Origin of the sequence: Pseudomonas saponiphila, assembly GCF_900105185.1 — a bacterium.
GTDB classification, from domain to species: Bacteria; Pseudomonadota; Gammaproteobacteria; order Pseudomonadales; family Pseudomonadaceae; genus Aquipseudomonas; species Aquipseudomonas saponiphila.
This window is the reverse complement of record NZ_FNTJ01000001.1, coordinates 700903-720501: the sequence shown is the minus strand read 5'-3', so window position 1 is coordinate 720501 and position 19599 is coordinate 700903. Positions and strand designations below refer to the sequence as shown.

General features: G+C 62.6%; 14 protein-coding genes. 9 read left to right on the top strand and 5 right to left on the bottom strand.

Features of this window, described 5'->3' with window-relative positions:
• Positions 1-127 precede the first annotated feature (127 nt).
• Positions 128-2566 (bottom strand): Lon protease family protein, encoded by a 2439-nt coding sequence (locus BLV47_RS03375; RefSeq protein ID WP_092309899.1) that lies wholly within the window; start codon positions 2564-2566, stop codon positions 128-130.
• Between the two features lie 277 nt (positions 2567-2843).
• Between BLV47_RS03375 and BLV47_RS03370 the strand changes: the two genes are divergently transcribed.
• The 4 genes from BLV47_RS03370 to BLV47_RS03355 all read left to right on the top strand — a co-directional run bounded on the left by BLV47_RS03370 (position 2844) and on the right by BLV47_RS03355 (position 6299).
• Positions 2844-3332, top strand: coding sequence for a DUF3015 domain-containing protein (locus tag BLV47_RS03370; protein ID WP_092309896.1), 489 nt, complete (start codon positions 2844-2846; stop codon positions 3330-3332).
• A gap of 92 nt (positions 3333-3424) precedes the next feature.
• Complete coding sequence (locus BLV47_RS03365; protein WP_092309893.1) at positions 3425-5278, top strand: Lnb N-terminal periplasmic domain-containing protein; 1854 nt, start codon at positions 3425-3427, stop codon at positions 5276-5278.
• Between the two features lie 99 nt (positions 5279-5377).
• A complete protein-coding gene (locus BLV47_RS03360) occupies positions 5378-5734 on the top strand; it encodes a hypothetical protein (protein WP_092309890.1) in 357 nt (118 codons plus the stop codon).
• Positions 5735-5804: 70 nt separating this feature from the next.
• A complete protein-coding gene (locus BLV47_RS03355; protein WP_092309887.1) occupies positions 5805-6299 on the top strand; it encodes a GreA/GreB family elongation factor in 495 nt (164 codons plus the stop codon).
• 6 nt (positions 6300-6305) lie between these two features.
• Here BLV47_RS03355 and gdhA read toward each other — a convergent pair whose 3' ends face one another.
• On the bottom strand, positions 6306-7643 hold the full coding sequence (gdhA, locus tag BLV47_RS03350; RefSeq protein WP_092309884.1) for an NADP-specific glutamate dehydrogenase: 1338 nt from the start codon (positions 7641-7643) through the stop codon (positions 6306-6308).
• Positions 7644-7922: 279 nt separating this feature from the next.
• On the bottom strand, positions 7923-9587 hold the full coding sequence (gene ettA, locus BLV47_RS03345; protein ID WP_092309880.1) for an energy-dependent translational throttle protein EttA: 1665 nt from the start codon (positions 9585-9587) through the stop codon (positions 7923-7925).
• A 282-nt stretch (positions 9588-9869) separates the two neighbouring features.
• On the opposite strand from ettA, the gene BLV47_RS03340 reads away from it, so the two are divergent.
• From BLV47_RS03340 to BLV47_RS03320, 5 genes are all read left to right on the top strand, one after another.
• Complete coding sequence (locus BLV47_RS03340) at positions 9870-13718, top strand: sensor domain-containing protein (protein ID WP_092309877.1); 3849 nt, start codon at positions 9870-9872, stop codon at positions 13716-13718.
• 194 nt (positions 13719-13912) lie between these two features.
• A complete protein-coding gene (gene glyA / locus BLV47_RS03335; protein ID WP_060841179.1) occupies positions 13913-15166 on the top strand; it encodes a serine hydroxymethyltransferase in 1254 nt (417 codons plus the stop codon).
• A gap of 270 nt (positions 15167-15436) precedes the next feature.
• On the top strand, positions 15437-16750 hold the full coding sequence (locus BLV47_RS03330; RefSeq protein WP_092309874.1) for a C4-dicarboxylate transporter DctA: 1314 nt from the start codon (positions 15437-15439) through the stop codon (positions 16748-16750).
• Between the two features lie 78 nt (positions 16751-16828).
• Positions 16829-17542 carry a FadR/GntR family transcriptional regulator gene (locus tag BLV47_RS03325; protein WP_092309871.1) on the top strand — a complete coding sequence of 238 codons (714 nt, stop codon included), beginning with the start codon at positions 16829-16831 and terminating at the stop codon, positions 17540-17542.
• Positions 17543-17579: 37 nt separating this feature from the next.
• Complete coding sequence (locus BLV47_RS03320; RefSeq protein WP_092309868.1) at positions 17580-18293, top strand: GntR family transcriptional regulator; 714 nt, start codon at positions 17580-17582, stop codon at positions 18291-18293.
• A 22-nt stretch (positions 18294-18315) separates the two neighbouring features.
• On the opposite strand, the gene yjiA is transcribed toward BLV47_RS03320, so the two are convergent.
• Entirely contained in the window at positions 18316-19287 is a 972-nt protein-coding gene (gene yjiA / locus BLV47_RS03315) for a GTPase (protein ID WP_092309865.1), read from the bottom strand.
• A 114-nt stretch (positions 19288-19401) separates the two neighbouring features.
• On the bottom strand, positions 19402-19599 hold the full coding sequence (locus BLV47_RS03310; RefSeq protein WP_010448516.1) for a YbdD/YjiX family protein: 198 nt from the start codon (positions 19597-19599) through the stop codon (positions 19402-19404).

Below are 19599 nucleotides of genomic sequence, written 5' to 3'. Positions count from 1 at the left end.
GAATAGAAGAAAAGCCCGATAAACAAAGTTGAGCGATCCGACAGGCGCCGAATGGTCTATTTTGTCAAATTGACGTCAGACTCCCGACGCCGACAGCGAGGGACACAGCCCTCGCCATCGACAGCCGTCACGCAGGCTTGGCCTCGCTCAACGCCTCTTGCGCCAACTCCTTTTCCGCCTCTTTGAGATCTTCTTCACTGATCATCTCGGCGATGACCCGCAGACGCTCCACAACCCGCGCATTGACGCTGCCTTCAGGGAACTGCCCTTCGGCATCCGGCTCACCGGCCGGCTCACCCACCAGCAAGCTCAGGGCCTCGTCTGCCTGACGCACCGCGTAGACATGGAACTGCCCGGCACGCACCGCCTGCAGCACTTTCTCGTCGAGCATCAGGGTGGCCACGTTGGCCTGGGGAATAATCGCCCCCTGCTCTCCCGTCAGGCCGCGAGCCTCGCACAACCGGAAGAAGCCTTCGATCTTCTCGTTGACCCCGCCTACCGCCTGCACTTCGCCGAACTGGTTGATCGAGCCGGTGATGGCAAAACACTGCTTGAGCGGGGTTTTCGACAGCGCCGAAATCAACGTGCAGGCCTCTCCCAGGGAGGCACTGTCGCCGTCCACGTAGCCGTAGGACTGCTCCAGGGCAATGCTGGCGGAAATCGCCAGAGGGAACTCCTGAGCATAGCGGCTGCCCAGGTAACCGGTCAGGATCATCACCCCCTTGGAGTGAATCGGCTGACCAAGATTGACCTCACGCTCGATGTCGACAATACCGCTGCCGCCCGGATACACCGTGGCGGAAATCCGCGCCGGCACCCCGAACGCCGAGTCGCCGACTTCCAGCACCGTCAGGCCGTTGCACTTGCCCACGGCCGCGCCGTCGGTGTCGATCAGGATGATCCCGGCCAGCATGTCGTCGAGGATCCGCGCCGACACCCGGCCGGTACGCGTGGCCTTGGCTTTCAGTGCCCGCTCGATGTGCCCGGCGTCGGTCATCTCGTCCGAGGCCAGGTGACGGATGAAGTCGGCCTCGCTGACCAGCTGGAACAGATCGCCAATCCGCGCCGAAAGGCGCCCCTGGTGTTCCGCCAGACGTGCACTGTAGGTAGCCAGCCGCGCCACGGCATCGGCTGTCAGCGGCGCCATGCCCTCCTCCGAGGTGCGGGTTTTGAGCAGCTGGGCGAATTGCTCCAGGCTCTCGTCCACCATCGGAATGTCTTCGTCGAAATCCACCAGTACCCGGAACATCTCCTGGAAGTCCGGGTCCAGGTCCTGCAGCGTGTAATACAGCTGGCGGGCACCGATGATGATGACCTTCACCTGCAACGGGATCATCTGCGGCGTCAGGGTCACGGTGGCCAGGCGACCCATCTCGCCCAGAGGCGATTCCATCTTCAGCTTGCGCGACTGCAGGGCACGCTTGAGGGCGTCCCAGACAAAGGGCTCGCTGAGCATCTTCTCGGCTTCCAGGATCAGGAAGCCGCCATTGGCCCGATGCAAGGCACCGGGGCGCAGTTGCCGGTAAGTGGTGTAGAGCGCGCCCTGATCGGTGCTGTACTCGATCCGGCCAAACAGATTGTCGTAGGTCGGATGAGGCTCGAACACCACCGGCGCACCACCACTGGCCGGGTGACCCACCACCAGGCTCGGGCAGTACTGCTCTTCCAGCAGCTTGCGCGCCACCGCGTCGGTCTTGCTGTCGTCCACCAACTGCTCGACCACCGTCTTCAACAGATAGACCTGCATCGCCTGCAGATATCCACAGACTCCGGCGTTTTCCGCGTACTTCTCGGACAGCGGCGCGAGCAAGGGCTGCAAGGCCAGGGTGATGGTTTCCTCATTGAGCTGGCGCAACTGGTTGCTCGACTCGCGCTTCCATTGCGGCAGACTCGCCAGCTCTTCGTTGAGGCGCTCTTCCAATGCGGAAATGTCCTCATGGAAGCGCTCGCGATCGGCCTCCGGCAACTGAGCGAATTCGGCTTCGTCCAGGGCCTTGCCATCGAACATCGGGGTAAAGGCGATGTTGCTGCTGTCGCGGTACAGCGCCACGTCCTTTTCCAGCGCCAGGCGCTCGATCACATCCAGGGCACGGTCATAACGCTGGTTGAAGGCGCGGTCGATGGCGCTCTTCTTCTGCTGATAAGACGGATGCTCGAACACCGCTGGGAAGGTCGCCAGCAGGTTATCGATCAGGCCGTTGATATCGCTGATGAAGCTGCCCGCGGCACCGGCGGGCAACTCCAGTGCCCTGGGCTCCCTGGGCTCGTCGAAATTGTTGACGTAGACCCAGTCGGACGGGGTCTGCAGGCGCTTGCCTTCGGCCTTCAGGTAACGCTTGACGAAGGAGAAGCGACCGGTGCCCGGCTCGCCCATGACAAACACGTTGTAACCGGGGCGCGGCATGGCCACGCCAAACTGCAAGGCTTCGACCGCACGTTCCTGGCCAAGCACACCGCGAAAGGGCTCCAAATCATTGGTGGTCGAGAAGCTGAACTGTTCAGCAGAGAAAGGGCGGGTCAGCGCTTCAGGCGCAAGACGCAGGCTGGCAGCAACAGGATCAGGCATCGGGCTTCCTTACATCAGGCGGGGCAGATGGCGGCATTCTGGCGCCGGGTATGCCCGGCTGGCAAGGCGCGCCTCAGGGGAAAGCATAGACAAGCCGGATACCGTCCCCAGCGACAAATAAATCCTGCTGTTTCAGGCACTGTTTGTAAAAAATCACGGAACCCGGGGAACCTGCCTAAACTCCAAACTGCGCGGCTGGATAGATAACCGGCCCACTGGTGCCCCCACGGGCCAGTCTCCCCCCGTCCATTGGTATGCACACAAAGAGAACAACGCTATGAAACGGATTCTTCTCGGTACTCTTTTCACCGCTGTATCCATCAACGCCATGGCTCAAGCGCCCGGCGGTCCGGATTGCGGCTGGGGCAACATGCTGTTCCAAGGCCAGCGTGGCACGCCTGCGCACTTCCTGGCCTCCACCACCAACGGCACCTCCGGCAACGCCACCTTCGGCATGACCTCCGGCACCAACGGTTGCTCCACCAACGCCTCGCTGACCTATGGTGGCAAATCCTGGTTTGCCATGAACGGCATGATGAACGAGCTCTCCGAAGACATGGCCAAGGGTCAAGGCGAAGCCCTGACCACCTACGCCGTGGTACTCGGCGTAGCACCTGAAGACCGAGCGCACTTTGCCGCGGTCACCCACGAACACTTCCAGCAGATCTTCAGCAAGGCTGACGTGACCGCGGAAGATGTGCACACCAATACCCTGGCCGTGTTGAAGAACGATGCGCGCCTGGCGAAATACGCCACTCCAGCTTAATCTCGACCCGCCCGCTTCCTTCGGGGAGCGGGTTTTATTTTGCGGACCTTGCCCATCTTGGGTCTTTGTATTTCCGACTTAAGTTGCCCACCATGCTCAAACGCCTTGCCTACCTGGCGCTCTGTGTCTGCGCCCCGCTGTATGCCGCGCCCCAGATCGACCCTCAACGTTTGCAGCAACTGGCCCATGACCCCTTCTGGATTTCCATAGGTCATTACGAAACCGCCAAGCTCGGTGGCTGGCGCAGTTACGTCAGCGACCCGAAGTTCTTCCTGGCGGTCGACGGTGCCCATCATCCCGATGCCGAACTGGCCGCGACCCTGAAAGCCCTCTACGCCCCGGCCGACGCAGGTGACCGGCATGCCCAGTGCGTCTACCCATCCCGCACCCGCTGGCTCAAGGCACAACTGGGCCTGAACGATTTGCCCCAGGTGGACTGCGCCGAGTTCAGGCAGTGGTTCAAGGATGTGTCGCCCCACAGCACGGTGATGATCTTTCCGGCCGCGTACCTGAACAGCCCCTCGTCGATGTTCGGCCACACCCTGTTGCGCATCGACCAGGCCGATGTGCAGAGCAACCACACCGCCCTGCTCAGCTACGCGATCAACTTCGGCGCCTATATCGAAGGGTCCGACAACAGCATCCTCTACGCCTGGAAAGGCTTGATGGGCGGCTACCCGGGGCTGTTCGCCCTGGTGCCCTACCAGGAAAAGCTCTCGGAATACCGCAGCCTGGAAAACCGCGACCTTTGGGAGTACCGGCTGAACCTGACCCAAGCCGAAACCGAACGCATGGTGGAGCACGTCTGGGAACTCAAGCAGATCAAGTTCGACTACTTCTTCTTCGACGAAAACTGCTCCTACCGCCTGCTGGAACTGCTGCAGGTGGCTCGGCCAAGCCTGCGCCTGACCGGCCAGTTCCCCCTGACCGCCATTCCCACCGACACGGTCAAGGCCGTCAAGGACGCCGGCCTGGTGGAGCGGATCGACTATCGCCCCTCCCGGGAGCGGGAGCTGCTCAGCCGCGCCCAGCCCCTGAGCCACGCCGAACAGCAGTGGGTACTCAAGGTCAGCGCCGATCAGAAACAAATGCAGACCGGCGAATTCAAGGCCCTGCCCCGGGATCGCCAGGCCTTGATCGTCGATGCCGCCTACCGCCTCGAACGCTACCGGGCCAACGGCCTGGAACGTGATGCGGAGCGCTCCCAGCGCAGCTTCGAACTGCTGCGGGCGATCAACCAGAACCCGGCGCCAGAGCTGCAGATCCAGCGGCCCGGCCTGCCGGAAGACGGACATCAGTCCCGCACCTGGCAACTGGGCGTCGGCACCCGGGACGACCGGGCTTTCGCCGAATACGGCCTGCGCATGGCCTACCACGACCTGAACGACAACGCCGAAGGCTTCCCCCTGGGGGCGCAGATCGAGATCCTGCAGATGAAACTGCGCCAGTACGAAGGCAACCACTGGCAGCTGCAACAGCTGGACCTGGCCACCATCCGCTCGCTGACCCCGCGCAACGAACTGCTGCAACCCTGGTCCTGGCAGGTCACCGGCGGCCTGGAGCGGGTGCCGGGCAAGCACGACGATGAAACCCTGGTCAGCCACGTCAACGGTGGAGCCGGCGGCACCTGGCAACTGGGCGAGGACACCCTGGGCTTTGTCCTGGGCAGCGTGCGAGTCGAACACAACGCTGATTTCGCCGGTTTCATCGCCCCGGCGGCAGGCTTCAACTCCGGGCTGCTGTGGAAAAACCCGCTGGGCAATTTCAGCCTCGAAGCCAAGGGCGACTACTTCACCAACGGCGAGGTGCGCCGCAGCCTGAGCCTCAACCAGCAATGGGAACTGTCACGCAATCTGGGCCTGCGTTTGAGCGCGCAACGGGAGTTCAGCCAACTGGCGCCCCCGGTGAACGAAGTGCTGCTGGAACTCAAGTGGTATCACTATTAACAGCAGCCGCAAGCTTCAAGCTGTTAGCGACAAGGTTTTCACGCCTCGCCGACAATCGCCCTTCTAGACTTCACTCAGGTGAAGCCCGGGAGCTTGTGGATGTGGCGTTATGCTTGGGCTGTGCTGGCACTGGCCCTGATCGGTGGCTGTGAGTCGAACCACGAGTATTTGCTCAAGCAAGGCTATCCGCCGGACTTTGTCGACGGCTTCGATGCGGGCTGCGTCAGCGGCCGCCAGGCGGCCGGATCGATGAGCGGCGAGTATCGCAAGGACGTTCCGCGCTACCTGGCGGACCCGCAATACGCCGCGGGCTGGGACGACGGTTTCCGCCAATGCCAGGGCATGCTGGAGAATCAGGACCGCAACCGTTACCGCGATCGTCACTGGGACGAGCGGGAGCGGGCCTGGCAACAGGAAAAGGATCGCGACGCGGCCCGGGCCTATCGCTCGCCGTAAGTCGCTTACAGGCAACCGCCCTGCTTGAAAGTCTGCAACCATGGCCTCCCCTCCACTCAAGGAGCACCTCATGAGCCGCGCTTTCGTCAATGAAGATCAGGCCGCAGCCCAGGCCGAACAGCCCGTGGAGCGCCAGATCAGCACCCAGCCCAACTACGTCACGCCCCAGGGCCTTGCCGAATTGCAGGCCAAAGTCGCCCTGCTGCACAGCCAGCACGCGGAGCAAAATGCCCTGGGGGATGCCGCCGACAAGCAGCAGGTGGCCGAGCTTGAGCGCGACCTGCGTTATTTTACCCAGCGCCTGCATAGCGCCCAGGTGGTCACGCCAGCCACTTCAACCGACAAGGTACAGATCGGCAGCCGCGTAACCTTCGCCGATGAACAGGATCATCAGCAAAGCGTGCAACTGGTGGGAGAGGATCAAGCCGATGCGGCCCGGGGACTGATCAACTGGGCCTCGCCCCTGGGCCGTGCCCTGCTGGGGGCACAACCCGGTGACGAGGTTCTGTGGCAGCGGCCGGCGGGCAATCAGTTGATCGAGATCATCCGTATCGAACCGGCCTGAGACGCCTCAGACCACGCCCTGGGCCAGCATGGCATCGGCCACTTTGACGAAACCGGCGATGTTCGCGCCCTTGACGTAGTTGATCCGGCCATTTTCTTCGCCGTAGTGCACGCAGGCATGGTGGATCGACTGCATGATGGCGTGCAGTTTGCTGTCCACTTCACCCGCGGTCCACAGCAGGCGCATGGCGTTCTGCGACATCTCCAGGCCGCTCACCGCAACGCCACCGGCATTGGAGGCCTTGCCCGGGGCAAACAGGATGCCCGCATCGATAAAGATATCCACAGCCTCCAGCGTGGTGGGCATGTTGGCGCCTTCGGCCACGCAGGTGCAGCCGTTGCGCAACAGGTTGCGGGCGGCTTCGGCGTCCAGCTCGTTCTGCGTAGCGCAAGGCAGGGCGATATCGCAGGCCAGGTCCCATGGGGTCTTGCCGGCGCGGAACTCCAGGCCGAAACGGGCCGCCAGCTCGCTGATCCGCCCACGCTGCACGTTCTTCAGCTCCAACACCGCCAGCCACTGCTCCTCGCTCAGGCCGGACTCGCAGTACAGGGTGCCTTCGGAGTCGGACAGGGAAATCACCTTGCCCCCCAGGTCCATGACCTTGCGGGCCGCGTACTGGGCCACATTGCCGGAACCGGAGATCGCCACTCGCTTGCCTTCAACCCGGCCGCCACGACGCTTGAGCATTTCCTCGGCGAAGTACACACAACCGAACCCTGTGGCTTCCGGACGAATCAGGCTGCCGCCGTAGCTGATGCCCTTGCCGGTCAGCACGGAAGTGAACTGGTTGCTCAGGCGCTTGTACTGGCCAAAGAGGAAGCCGATTTCCCGGGCGCCAACGCCAATGTCGCCTGCCGGCACGTCCACATCGGCGCCGATATGCCGGTACAGCTCGGTCATGAAGGCCTGGCAGAAGCGCATGACCTCGGCATCGCTCTTGCCTTTGGGGTTGAAGTCCGAACCGCCCTTGCCGCCGCCCATGGGCAGCGACGTCAGGGAGTTCTTGAAGGTCTGTTCGAAGGCGAGAAACTTGAGCACGCCCATGTTGACCGACGGATGGAAGCGCAAGCCGCCCTTGTAGGGGCCGATGGCGCTGTTCATCTGGATGCGGAAGCCGCGGTTGACCCGGACCTTGCCCTGATCGTCGACCCAGGACACACGAAACACCACGGTGCGCTCCGGCTCGCAGATACGCTCGAGAATGCCCGAGCTCAGGTAGTGCGGATTGGCTTCGAGAAACGGCCAGAGGCTGCGCAGTACCTCTTCCACTGCCTGGTGAAACTCGGGCTGGTCCGGGTCGCGCTTTTTCAGGCGGGCGAGGAAGTCTTCGACGGATTCGATCATGGGAAGTCTCGGCAAATTTATTGTCGTTAAGGAGAGATTTGCTCAGGACTTTATCAATTCAATCCGCACCGTGACAGCGCAAAATGTCGCAGTTCTGAATTTAAATGGTGCATTAGATATAAATGGCGACGATTTTCAGGGGTTTTGTGCACGGATTTGGTGGCACAAATTGCTGGGCCTGCACGCTTTTGGGGAGCCGCGAAAACCCCTTCGCCGGCATGTCGACGAACAAAAAAAAACGGAGCCCGAAGGCTCCGTCTCTTTCAAGCAGCGACCCGATCAGGCCAGCTTCTTGTGCCGCACACGGTGCGGTTGCGCCGCGGCTTCGCCCAGGCGCTTCTTGCGATCGGCTTCGTACTCGGTGTAGTTGCCTTCGAAGAACACCGCTTGGGAATCGTCTTCGTACGCCAGGATGTGAGTAGCCACCCGGTCCAGGAACCACCGGTCGTGGGAGATCACAATGGCGGCGCCCGGGAAGTCCAGCAGGGCTTCTTCCAGGGAACGCAGGGTTTCAACGTCGAGGTCGTTGGACGGTTCGTCGAGCAGCAGGACGTTGCCGCCCTCTTTCAGGGTCAGGGCCAGGTGCAGGCGACCGCGCTCACCACCGGACAAGTCCTTGACGAACTTCTGCTGGTCACCGCCCTTGAAGTTGAAACGACCGACGTAGGTACGCGACGGGATCTCGTAGTTGCCGATGCGGATCTGGTCGGAACCGTCGGAAATCTGCTGGAACACGGTCTTGCTGCCGTCCAGGTCCTCACGGCTCTGGTCCACACAGGCAAGCTGCACGGTTTCGCCGATCTCGATGCTGCCCGAATCCGGGGTTTCCTTGCCCATGAGCATGCGGAACAGGGTCGATTTACCGGCACCGTTGCCGCCGATCACGCCAACGATGGCGCCTTTGGGCATGGAGAACGACAGGTTGTCGATCAGCACGCGATCGCCATAACCCTTGGTGACGTTCTTGAATTCGATGACCTTGTCACCCAGGCGCGGACCGGCCGGGATGTAGATCTCGTTGGTTTCGCTGCGCTTCTGGAATTCCTGGGACTGCATTTCCTCGAAGCGTTGCAGACGGGCCTTGGATTTCGACTGGCGGGCCTTGGCGCCTTTGCGCACCCACTCCAGCTCTTCCTTCATGGCCTTCTCATGGGCCGACTGCTGCTTGGATTCCTGGGCCAGACGCGCGGACTTGGCTTCCAGCCAACCCGAGTAGTTGCCCTCGTAGGGAATACCGGCGCCGCGGTCGAGTTCGAGAATCCAGCCGGCGACGTTGTCCAGGAAGTAACGGTCGTGCGTGATCGCGACCACGGTGCCCGGGAAGTCGTGGAGGAAATGCTCCAGCCAGGCCACCGAGTCGGCGTCCAGGTGGTTGGTCGGTTCGTCCAGCAGCAGCATGTCGGGGGCCGACAGCAGCAGGCGGCACAGCGCCACGCGACGCTTCTCACCACCGGACAGGTGCTCGACCTTGGCATCCCAGGCTGGCAGGCGCAGGGCGTCGGCGGCCACTTCCAGCTGGCGCTCCAGATTATGGCCGTCGCTGGCTTGCAGGATGGCTTCCAGCTTGGCCTGTTCGGCGGCCAGCTTGTCGAAGTCGGCATCCGGCTCGGCGTAGGCGGCGTAGACTTCGTCCAGGCGCGCCTGGGCGTCCTTGATCACGCTCACCGCTTCCTCGACCACTTCACGCACGGTCTTGGTCGGATCCAGCTGTGGTTCCTGAGGCAGGTAGCCGATGTTCAGGTCCGGCATCGGACGGGCTTCACCTTCGAACTCGGTGTCGACGCCGGCCATGATTTTCAGCAGCGTGGACTTGCCCGAACCGTTGAGGCCCAGCACGCCGATCTTGGCGCCGGGGAAAAAAGACAGGGAGATGTTTTTCAGGATTTCCCGCTTCGGCGGAACAACTTTGCCCAGCCGATGCATGGTGAAGACGTATTGAGCCATGGTGAACCTAGCGTCAGTGACTGATGAATAGAACGGGCCGGGCCCGGGCCAGGCCATGCGCAGCGCTGGCATTGACCATGATCAATACCGGCGGGCGGAAAAAGCCTGATGGTCTGGAGCTGGAACGCTCCCGCGTAACCGGCAAAACTACCTCAATGGACGATCCAGGTCCAGCCGAGCGGGACTGGCACTTTGCCACAACTCAAGGCATGCTAGCCGCCCTTCGGGCGTCCGGCTTATAGTGCACGTCGCGCCAGCCCAGCCAAACCGCAGGATCACAGCTTGTCCAACGTCATTTCGCCACAGCCCGCGCGCGCTAGAGCCTCCGCGTCGGCCCATCCTTTGCGGGGCACACTCAAAGGCGCACTGGCAACGCTGGTGTTGCTACTCCTGGCTCTGTTGTTCTGGCAACTGCTCGATCAATTGCAGCAGACCCGCAAGGACCAGCGTCAGCACGCCATCGACTACAGTGCCGAACTGGCCGACCACCTGAGCCTGAACCTGGCACTCAATGCGCAGATCGCCCTCAATCTGCTGCCGATCGTCGAATCGCCCCAGGACAGCCAGCAACAGCAGCAATTGCTGTACAAGCTCCAGCGCTCCCTGCCGGATGTGCGCAGTTTTGCCTTGCTGGACGCCTCTGGACAGATTCTCAGCGACAGTGCCAGCGACAGCCATGACGCCCCCTGGCTCGCCGACCTGATCCAGCGCAGTCACTTGCAGCGCTACTACTACAGCAACCCCGCCGACGGTTCGGTGGTGCATGTGCTGCTGCACCAGTCCAGTGGTGCCACCCCCAGCTACTGGGTCCTGCGCCTGGCGCCCAGCTTCCTGCAGACCCTGGTGCGCCAGAGCGAAGGCAACTTCAAGCCCACCTGGGTGATCGAGAACCGCCTCAGCCGCCAGGTGATCAAGCGCGACGAGCACAGCACCCCGACCCCGGGCATGCTGGATCCCGATGAAATGGCCGACAGCGTGCTGCTGGTGCCCCTGAGCAACAGCGACTGGCAACTGCGCGGCCTGTTCGACCAGCAGGCGGTGATCGAGGAACTGCTGCCGGCCTTCATCGGCAAATGCCTGCTGGGCCTGGCTTTCTCCTTGATACCAGTGATCGCCCTGTTGAACATGCGCCGGCGCCAGCGCCAGTTGCACGAAGGCCGGCGGCGCTACCAGGACATTTTCGAAGGCACCGGCGTGGCCCTGTGCGTCATGGACATCTCCGGGCTCCCCGAGTTGCTCGACAAACACCATGTACACAACAGCGACCAACTCAAGCGCTGGCAAGCCAGCCACCCAGATCATCGCCAGCAGTTGCTGGGCGAATTGCGCATCACCGAAGTCAACCAGGTGGCCCTGCGCCTGCTCAACGTCGAGTCCAGCGAGCAGGCCTGGCAACTGCTGATAGAAGGCGACCCGAAGAACGGCAACGCGATCGGCAGCCAATTGCTGGAAGCGGTGGTCAACCAGCAGAAGCAGCTGGAACTGGAAATCAAGCTCAGCGACGCCCAGGGCAATGACCAGCACCTGTGGCTGGTCCTGCGCCTGCCTGAGGCCGTCGAGGACTACAGCGCGGTGATCCTCAGCATCAGCGACATCACCAGTCGCAAGCTGATCGAGCTGTCGCTGCTGGAACGCGAGGGGTTCTGGTCCGATGTGGTGCGCACCGTGCCCGATCACCTGTATGTGCAGGATGTGATCAGCCAGCGGATGATCTTCAGCAACCACCACCTGGGCCAGACCCTGGGCTACAACAAGACCGAACTGCACCAGATGGGCGAATACTTCTGGGAAATCCTCCTGCACCCGGAAGATGCCGACCTCTATCACCGCCTGCGCCAGGAACAGCGCCACTCGGCCTACGCCCAGCTCCTGCAATGCCAATTGCGCTTCCGCCACCGCAGCGGCCAGTGGCGGCGCTTCGAAATCCGCGAGCAGGCCCTGGCCCGGGATCGCTACGACCAGGTAACGCGGATCATCGGCGTGGCCAAGGACATCACCGACCAGATCGAGGCCAGCGAGTCGCTGCGTGACAGCGAGCAACGCTACCGCATGCTCGCCGAGAGCATCAGCGACGTGATCTTCTCCACCGACAGCAAGCTCTCGCTGAACTACGTCAGCCCCTCGGTGCATGCGGTACTGGGCTACGACGTGGAGTGGATCTTCCAGAACGGCTGGCAGTCGACCATCGCCAACCCGCAGCAACTGACCGGCATCTATACCCTGATGGACCGGGTCAGCAAGGCCCTGGACAAACCCGAGCAACTGGCGCAATTGCGCAGCCAGGTGCAGACCCAGCTGTTCCTGTTCGACTGCCTGCGGGCCGACGGCCGCAAGATCCCCATCGAACTGCGCCTGGTCCTGGTGTGGGACGAGCACGGCGCCTTCGAAGGCGTGCTCGGGGTCGGCCGCGACATCAGCCAGCAGCGCCGGGCGGAAAAAGACCTGCGCATGGCGGCCACGGTATTCGAGCACTCGACGTCGGCGATCCTGATCACCGACCCGGCCGGCTACATCGTCCAGGCCAACGAAGCCTTCAGCCGAGTCAGCGGCTACGCCGTGTCCCAGGTGCTCGACCAGTTGCCCAACATGCTCACCGTCGACGAGCAGCAGGAAGCCCATCTGCGCTACGTGCTCAAGCAGTTGCACCAGCACAGCACCTGGGAAGGCGAAGTCTGGCTCAAGCGCCGCAATGGCGAACACTACCCGGCCTGGGTCGGGATCACCGCGGTGCTCGACGACGAAGGCGACCTGGCCAGCTACGTGTGCTTCTTCAGCGACATCAGCGAGCGCAAGGCCAGCGAACAGCGGATTCACCGCCTGGCTTATTACGACGCCCTGACCCACCTGCCCAACCGCACCCTGTTCCAGGACCGCCTGCACACGGCCCTGCAATCAGCGGAACGGCAAAAGTCCTGGGTGGTGCTGATGTTCCTCGACCTGGACCGCTTCAAGCCGATCAACGACTCCCTGGGCCACGCCGCGGGGGATCGCATGCTCAAGGAAATGGCCACACGGCTGCTGGGCTGCGTCGACGATGACGACACCGTGGCGCGCATGGGCGGCGACGAGTTCACCCTGCTCCTGCAACCCCGTTCCAGTCGCGAAATCGCCCTGAACCGGGCCATCAACGTGGCCGAGAAGATCCTTGCCAGCCTGGTCAAGCCCTTCGTCCTCGAAGGCCGGGAGTTCTTCGTCACCGCCAGTATCGGGATTGCCCTGAGTCCGCAGGACGGCAACGAACTGAGCCAGTTGATGAAGAACGCCGACACCGCGATGTACCACGCCAAGGAACGCGGCAAGAACAACTTCCAGTTCTACCAGGCCGACATGAACGCCAGCGCCCTGGAGCGCCTGGAGCTGGAAAGCGACCTGCGCCACGCTCTGGAGCAGGAAGAATTCGTGCTCTATTACCAGCCGCAATTCAGCGGCGACGGCAAGCGCCTGACCGGTGCCGAGGCGCTGCTGCGCTGGCGGCATCCGCGGCGCGGCCTGGTGCCGCCGGGGGATTTCATTCCGGTGCTGGAAGAGCTGGGTCTGGTGGTGGATGTCGGCGACTGGGTAATCAGCGAAGCCTGCCGCCAGCTCAAGGCCTGGCACCAGGCCAAGGTACGGGTGCCGAAGGTTTCGGTGAACATCTCCGCGCGGCAGTTCTCCGACGGCCAGCTGGGCATGCGCATCGCCACCATCCTCAAGGACACCGGCCTACCGCCGGCGTGCCTGGAGCTGGAGCTGACCGAAAGTATCCTGATGCGCGAAGTCAGCGAGGCGATGCAGATCCTCGACGGCCTGAAGAACCTAGGCCTGAGCATCGCGGTGGACGACTTCGGCACCGGCTATTCCTCGCTCAACTACCTCAAGCAGTTCCCCATCGACGTGCTGAAGATCGACCGCACCTTCGTCGACGGCCTGCCATCCGGCGAGCAGGATGCGCAGATCGCCCGCGCCATCATCGCCATGGCCCACAGCCTGAACCTGGCGGTGATCGCCGAGGGCGTGGAAACCCACGAGCAGCTGGAGTTCCTGCGCGAACATGGCTGCGACGAGGTCCAGGGCTACCTGTTCGGCCGGCCGATGCCGGCCAATCGCTTCGAGGCGCAATTCAGCAACGACGCCCTGTTCATGTTCGACTAACCCCCGCGTACGTAGGAGCCGGCTTGCCGGCGAAGGCAATTCAGGGACCTCTTCGCTGGCAAGCCAGCTCCTACGAGAGATCACGTACTACGTGAAGGCCACTTGTCTGCGACATGATGTCCTTTCATATGCCATCTAAAACCCATTGGGTTAGAATGCCTCCCTTTTCTGCCCCCCGATCCTTGAGGACCGCCATGTTCAGCCGTGATTTGACTATTGCCAAGTACGACGCCGATCTCTTTGCCGCCATGGAGCAAGAAGCTCAGCGCCAGGAAGAGCACATTGAGCTGATCGCTTCGGAAAACTACACCAGCCCAGCGGTGATGGAAGCTCAAGGCTCGGTACTGACCAACAAGTACGCCGAAGGTTACCCGGGCAAGCGCTACTACGGCGGCTGCGAATACGTCGACGTGGTTGAACAGCTGGCCATCGACCGCGCCAAGGAGCTGTTCGGCGCCGACTACGCCAACGTCCAGCCACACGCCGGCTCCCAGGCCAACGCTGCGGTCTACCTGGCCCTGCTGCAAGGCGGCGACACCATCCTGGGCATGAGCCTGGCCCATGGCGGTCACCTGACCCACGGCGCTGCCGTTTCCTCCTCCGGCAAGCTGTACAACGCCATTCAATACGGCATCGATGCCAACGGCCTGATCGACTACGACGAAGTCGAGCGCCTGGCCCTTGAGCACAAGCCGAAAATGATCGTGGCCGGTTTCTCCGCCTACTCGCAAATCCTCGACTTCCCACGTTTCCGCGAAATCGCCGACAAGGTGGGCGCCTACCTGTTCGTCGACATGGCCCACGTGGCCGGTCTGGTTGCCGCTGGCGTCTACCCGAACCCGGTGCCGTTCGCCGACGTGGTGACCACCACCACCCACAAGACCCTGCGCGGTCCACGTGGCGGCCTGATCCTGGCTCGCGCCAACGCCGACATCGAGAAGAAGCTGAACTCCGCGGTATTCCCGGGCGCCCAGGGTGGCCCGCTGGAGCACGTGATCGCCGCTAAAGCGATCTGCTTCAAGGAAGCACTGCAGCCTGAGTTCAAGGCCTACCAGGAACAAGTGGTGAAGAACGCCCAGGCCATGGCCGAAGTGTTCATCGCCCGCGGTTTCGACGTGGTTTCCGGTGGCACCAAGAACCACCTGTTCCTGCTGTCGCTGATCAAGCAGGACATTTCCGGTAAAGACGCCGACGCCGCCCTGGGCAAAGCGTTCATCACCGTGAACAAGAACTCCGTGCCTAACGACCCGCGCTCCCCATTCGTCACTTCCGGCCTGCGCTTCGGTACTCCGGCCGTGACCACCCGTGGCTTCAAGGAAGCCGAGTGCAAGGAACTGGCCGGCTGGATCTGCGACATCCTGGCCGACCTTTCCAACGAAGCGGTGATCGACGCCGTGCGTGAAAAGGTCAAGGCCATCTGCAAGAAGCTGCCGGTATACGGCGCTTAATCAGCCCGCAGACCGCAGCACAAAAGAGCCCGGCCCAGCGCCGGGCTTTTTTATGCCTGTGGAAAACGTCCGGGCAGCGCCAGCGAAAGAGGAAAAACCACTGGTCAGACCGGTCATGCCAATTTGCGTCATAGCTCTTGTAAACCCGTAAAACCCAAGCGTAGACTGCGCCTGCACTGGACATACCGGTAAGACCACAATAATTAAGTCCTCCATCCGCTGCGCCCCCAATGCGCACGGCAGACAGGACACCGACCAGGATTCCTCCCCATGCTCAGATGGTGCTCGCGTTCGATTTTCCTCCAGGTTGTGCTCGGACTGATGCTTGGCATCGTCTGCGGCCTCACCCTCCCCGAATACTCCTCACAACTCAAACCACTGGGCGATGGCTTCATCAAGCTGATCAAGATGCTCATCGGCCTGATCGTGTTCTGCGTGGTGGTCAGCGGCATCTCCGGCGCCGGCGATCTGAAAAAGGTCGGACGCATCGGCCTCAAGTCGGTGATCTACTTCGAGATCCTCACCACCATCGCCCTGGTGATCGGCCTAGTCATGGCCTTCAGCACCGGTATCGGCAGCGGCGCCAATATTCACCTGGAACAGCTGTCCACCGCGGACATGGGCGACATTGCCCAGCGCGGCCAGCACATGCACACCACCACCCAGTTCCTCATGGACCTGATCCCCACCTCGGTGATCGGCGCCTTTGCCGAGAACAACATTCTCCAGGTGCTGCTGTTCTCGGTGCTGTTCGGCAGCGCCCTGAACCTGGTGGGCGAAGCGGCCTCGGGCATTTCCCGGCTGATCAACGAACTTAGCCACGTGATCTTCCGCATCATGGGCATGATCGTGCGCCTGGCGCCTATCGGGGTGTTCGGCGCCATCGCCTTCACCACCAGCAAATACGGCCTGGATTCGCTGCAGCACTTGGGCAGCCTGGTGGGCCTGTTCTACCTCACCTGTTTTGCTTTCGTGGCGGTGATACTCGGCCTGGTGATGCGCCTGTCGGGCCTGCGCATGCTGCCCTTCCTCAAGTATCTGCGCGAAGAATTGCTGATCGTCCTCGGCACCGCCTCCTCCGATGCCGTGTTGCCGCAGATCATGCGCAAGCTGGAGCACCTGGGCATCGGCAGCTCGACCGTGGGCCTGGTGATACCCACCGGCTACTCCTTCAACCTCGACGGTTTCTCCATTTACCTGACCCTGGCCATCGTCTTCATCGCCAACGCCACCGGCACGCCGTTGTCCATGTCGGACCTCTTGACCATCCTCCTGGTGTCGCTGATCACCTCCAAGGGCGCCCACGGCATTCCCGGTTCGGCCTTGGTGATCCTGGCCGCGACCCTGACCGCGATCCCGGCGATCCCAGTGGTGGGCCTGGTGCTGGTACTGGCGGTGGACTGGTTCATGGGCATCGGTCGCGCGCTGACCAATCTGATCGGCAACTGCGTGGCCACCGTGGCCATCGCCCGCTGGGAGAAGGACATCGACGTGCAACGAGCCAACAAGGTGCTCAGCGGTCAACAGGGCTATACCTTCCAGGCACGAAAACCGGTGGCAGGTGCCCACCAGCAGGAATTTTGATCCAACCTTGTGCCTGCCCACGGCAGGCACAACCATCAGCGCGGCAACACGCGCTACCGATAGCTCATGGAGTCAACAGTGATCAGCTCGTCAACGGTTGTGAATTCAGTGGTGGAAAAGCTCCGGGCCGCCCTCGCCCGTGGCCAGTGGCGCTCCGGCGACATGCTGCCCGGGCAACGTGAACTGGCCGAGCAATTGGGCATCAGCCGCCCCAGCCTGCGCGAAGCGGTGATCGTCCTGGAGACGCTGGGCCTGGTGCGCTCCATGCCCGGCAAAGGCGTGGTGGTGCTGGACGCCCCCCAGGACGAAGCCCAGGGGGCCGAGAGCCGCGTAGCCGGCGCCAGCCTCGAGGACGTGCTGCAACTGCGCTACACCCTGGAGCCCTTCATCGTCGGACTGGTGGCGCAATCGATCAGCAGCAAGGAGGTCGGCCAGTTGCGCCTGACCCTGATGGACATGCGCGAAGCCCTGGAGGCCGGCGACAGCGAAGCCGGAGTCAACGCCTACATCGCCTTCCATGAAGAACTCTTCACCCTGACCAGCAACCCGATCTTCCAGAACGTGGTGCAACAGACCAGCAATGCCCTCAAGCAAAGCGCGCAGATCCTGCGCAACTCGCCCGAGCATCTGGCCGAACGCCTGGAAGAAAATGAAGCGGTGGTGCGGGCCATCCGCAACAAGAACAGCGCCCTGGCCAGCGCCGAGATGCGTCGGCACATCCTCCAGGAAGGCCAGCGCATGGGCATCGAACTGAACATTCCAGACGATCACCTGGGCAACAACGCCTTGTAATCAACCCCCGAGTCAGCAACTGGACTGGAGACAGGCCATGGTCAGCTACGCCCTGAAAAACAACCCCTTCACCCTGGTGGCCAGCCTGCCGCGGCGCCAGTGCGGCGAAAAAAAACTGCTGGTGGATGACGTCTATCCGCAGATCTTCGATGCCATCCTCGAACAGCGCATCGCCCCCGGCAGCCGCTTCACCGAGGACAGCCTGGGACAAGCCTTTGGTGTCAGCCGCAGCATCATCCGCCAGGTCCTGGCGCGCTTGTCCCATCAGCAAGTGATCATCCTGCGGCCCAACCACCGACCTCAGGTCGCGGCTCCTGACCTGGAGCAGACCCGGCAGATCCTGCATGCCCGGCGCCTGACGGAAATCACCCTGGTGCGCCTGGCCTGCCAACAACCCCGGCGCCAGCTGCAACCTCTGCGGCAATTGATCGCCCGGGAGCGTGAAGCCATCGAGCGCGACCAGCGTGGACCGGCGATCCGCCTGTCCGGGGAGTTCCACCTGCAACTGGCAGACGTGGCCGGCAACGCCCCACTGGCGCAGTTTCTCGGCAGCCTGGTGCCCCTGACGTCCCTGGCCATCGCCCAGTTCGAAGGCCGCGCCCACCACTGCTGCGCCTGGCAAGAGCATGCAACGCTCATCGACGCGCTACAGGCGGCTGACGTCGAGCAGTCCGAAGCCCTGATGCACCAACACCTGGATCACCTGGAGCGACGCCTGCTAGGCACGCCCCCCACCGAGGCCGACCTGTAGGAGCCGGCTTGCCGGCGAAACCTCAGCCGCCCAGCATCTTCTGGAAACCCTGCCGGATCTTCTCTTCCGGCAGATCGTCGGCGATGAACACCATCACACTCTCCCGCGCCTCGCCTTCGGCCCAGGCGGTGTCCCAATCGAAGCCGTAGAGCTTGAGCACGCCCTGGAACACCATGCGCCGCGGCTCGTCGATCACGTTCAGCACGCCCTTGTACCGCAGCAGTTGCCGGCCATGATCCTCCAGCAGCTCGTTCATGAACTCGCTCAGGCGATCCAGATCCAGGGTCTGTTCGGTGCGCAGCACCAGACTGGAAATCCGGTCCACCGCAGGAGCCTGGCTCACCGGGCGCAGGCTGATGCCCCCCCCCAGATCAGCATTCAAATTGAAGCCCCGCACATCCAGCAGTTCGGCCAGGTCGATACGGCCATGCTCCACCAGCCGGATCGGCGCCCGGCGGTTGATTCGCGTCAGGCGCTGGCTAAGGGCGTCGAAGGTCGGCTCATCCACCAGGTCGCGCTTGCTCACCAGCAAGCGGTCGGCAAAGCCGATCTGCGCCTGGGCGATGGTCTGGGTCAGGTGCAGATCGGCATGCTTGGCATCCACCAGGGTGATGATGCCGTCGAGAATGTAGCGCTCACGCAGCTCTTCATCGATGAAGAAGGTCTGCGCCACCGGCGCCGGGTCGGCCAGCCCGGTGCACTCGATCACCAGCCGGTCGAAGGCGATCTCGCCGCTGTCCAGGCGCTCCAGCAACAGGTACAGGGCCTTGGTCAGATCGGTGTGGATGGTGCAGCAGACGCAGCCGTTGGACAGGGTCATGACCTGCACCGGCTGCTCGCCCAGCAGTTGGGTGTCGATGCCGGCGTCACTGAATTCGTTCTCGATCACGGCGATTTTCAGGCCGTGTTCGGCCTTGAGCAGGTGCCGCAACAGGGTGGTCTTGCCGGCACCGAGAAAACCGCTGAGCACGGTCACGGGAATAGGGTTTTGCACTACAGGATCTCCCACGCCTAAAAACGCAGGAGCCGGCTTGCCGGCGATAGCGATCTCACTGACGCCATCGCCGGCAAGCCGGCTCCTACATGGGTACGACTTAAACGCTGTGTTTCAACAGCACTTCGGACCGCCCTTGCCGCCGTAGCGGGCTTCCTGGCGTTCCCGGAAGAACGCCTCGTAGGACATCACCGGCTTGTCCGGGTGCTTGGTCTGCATATGCTCGACGTAGGTGTCGTAGTCGGGCATGCCGACCATCAGGCGCGCGGCCTGACCGAGGTATTTACCGAGGCGACTCAGGTCATTGAACAT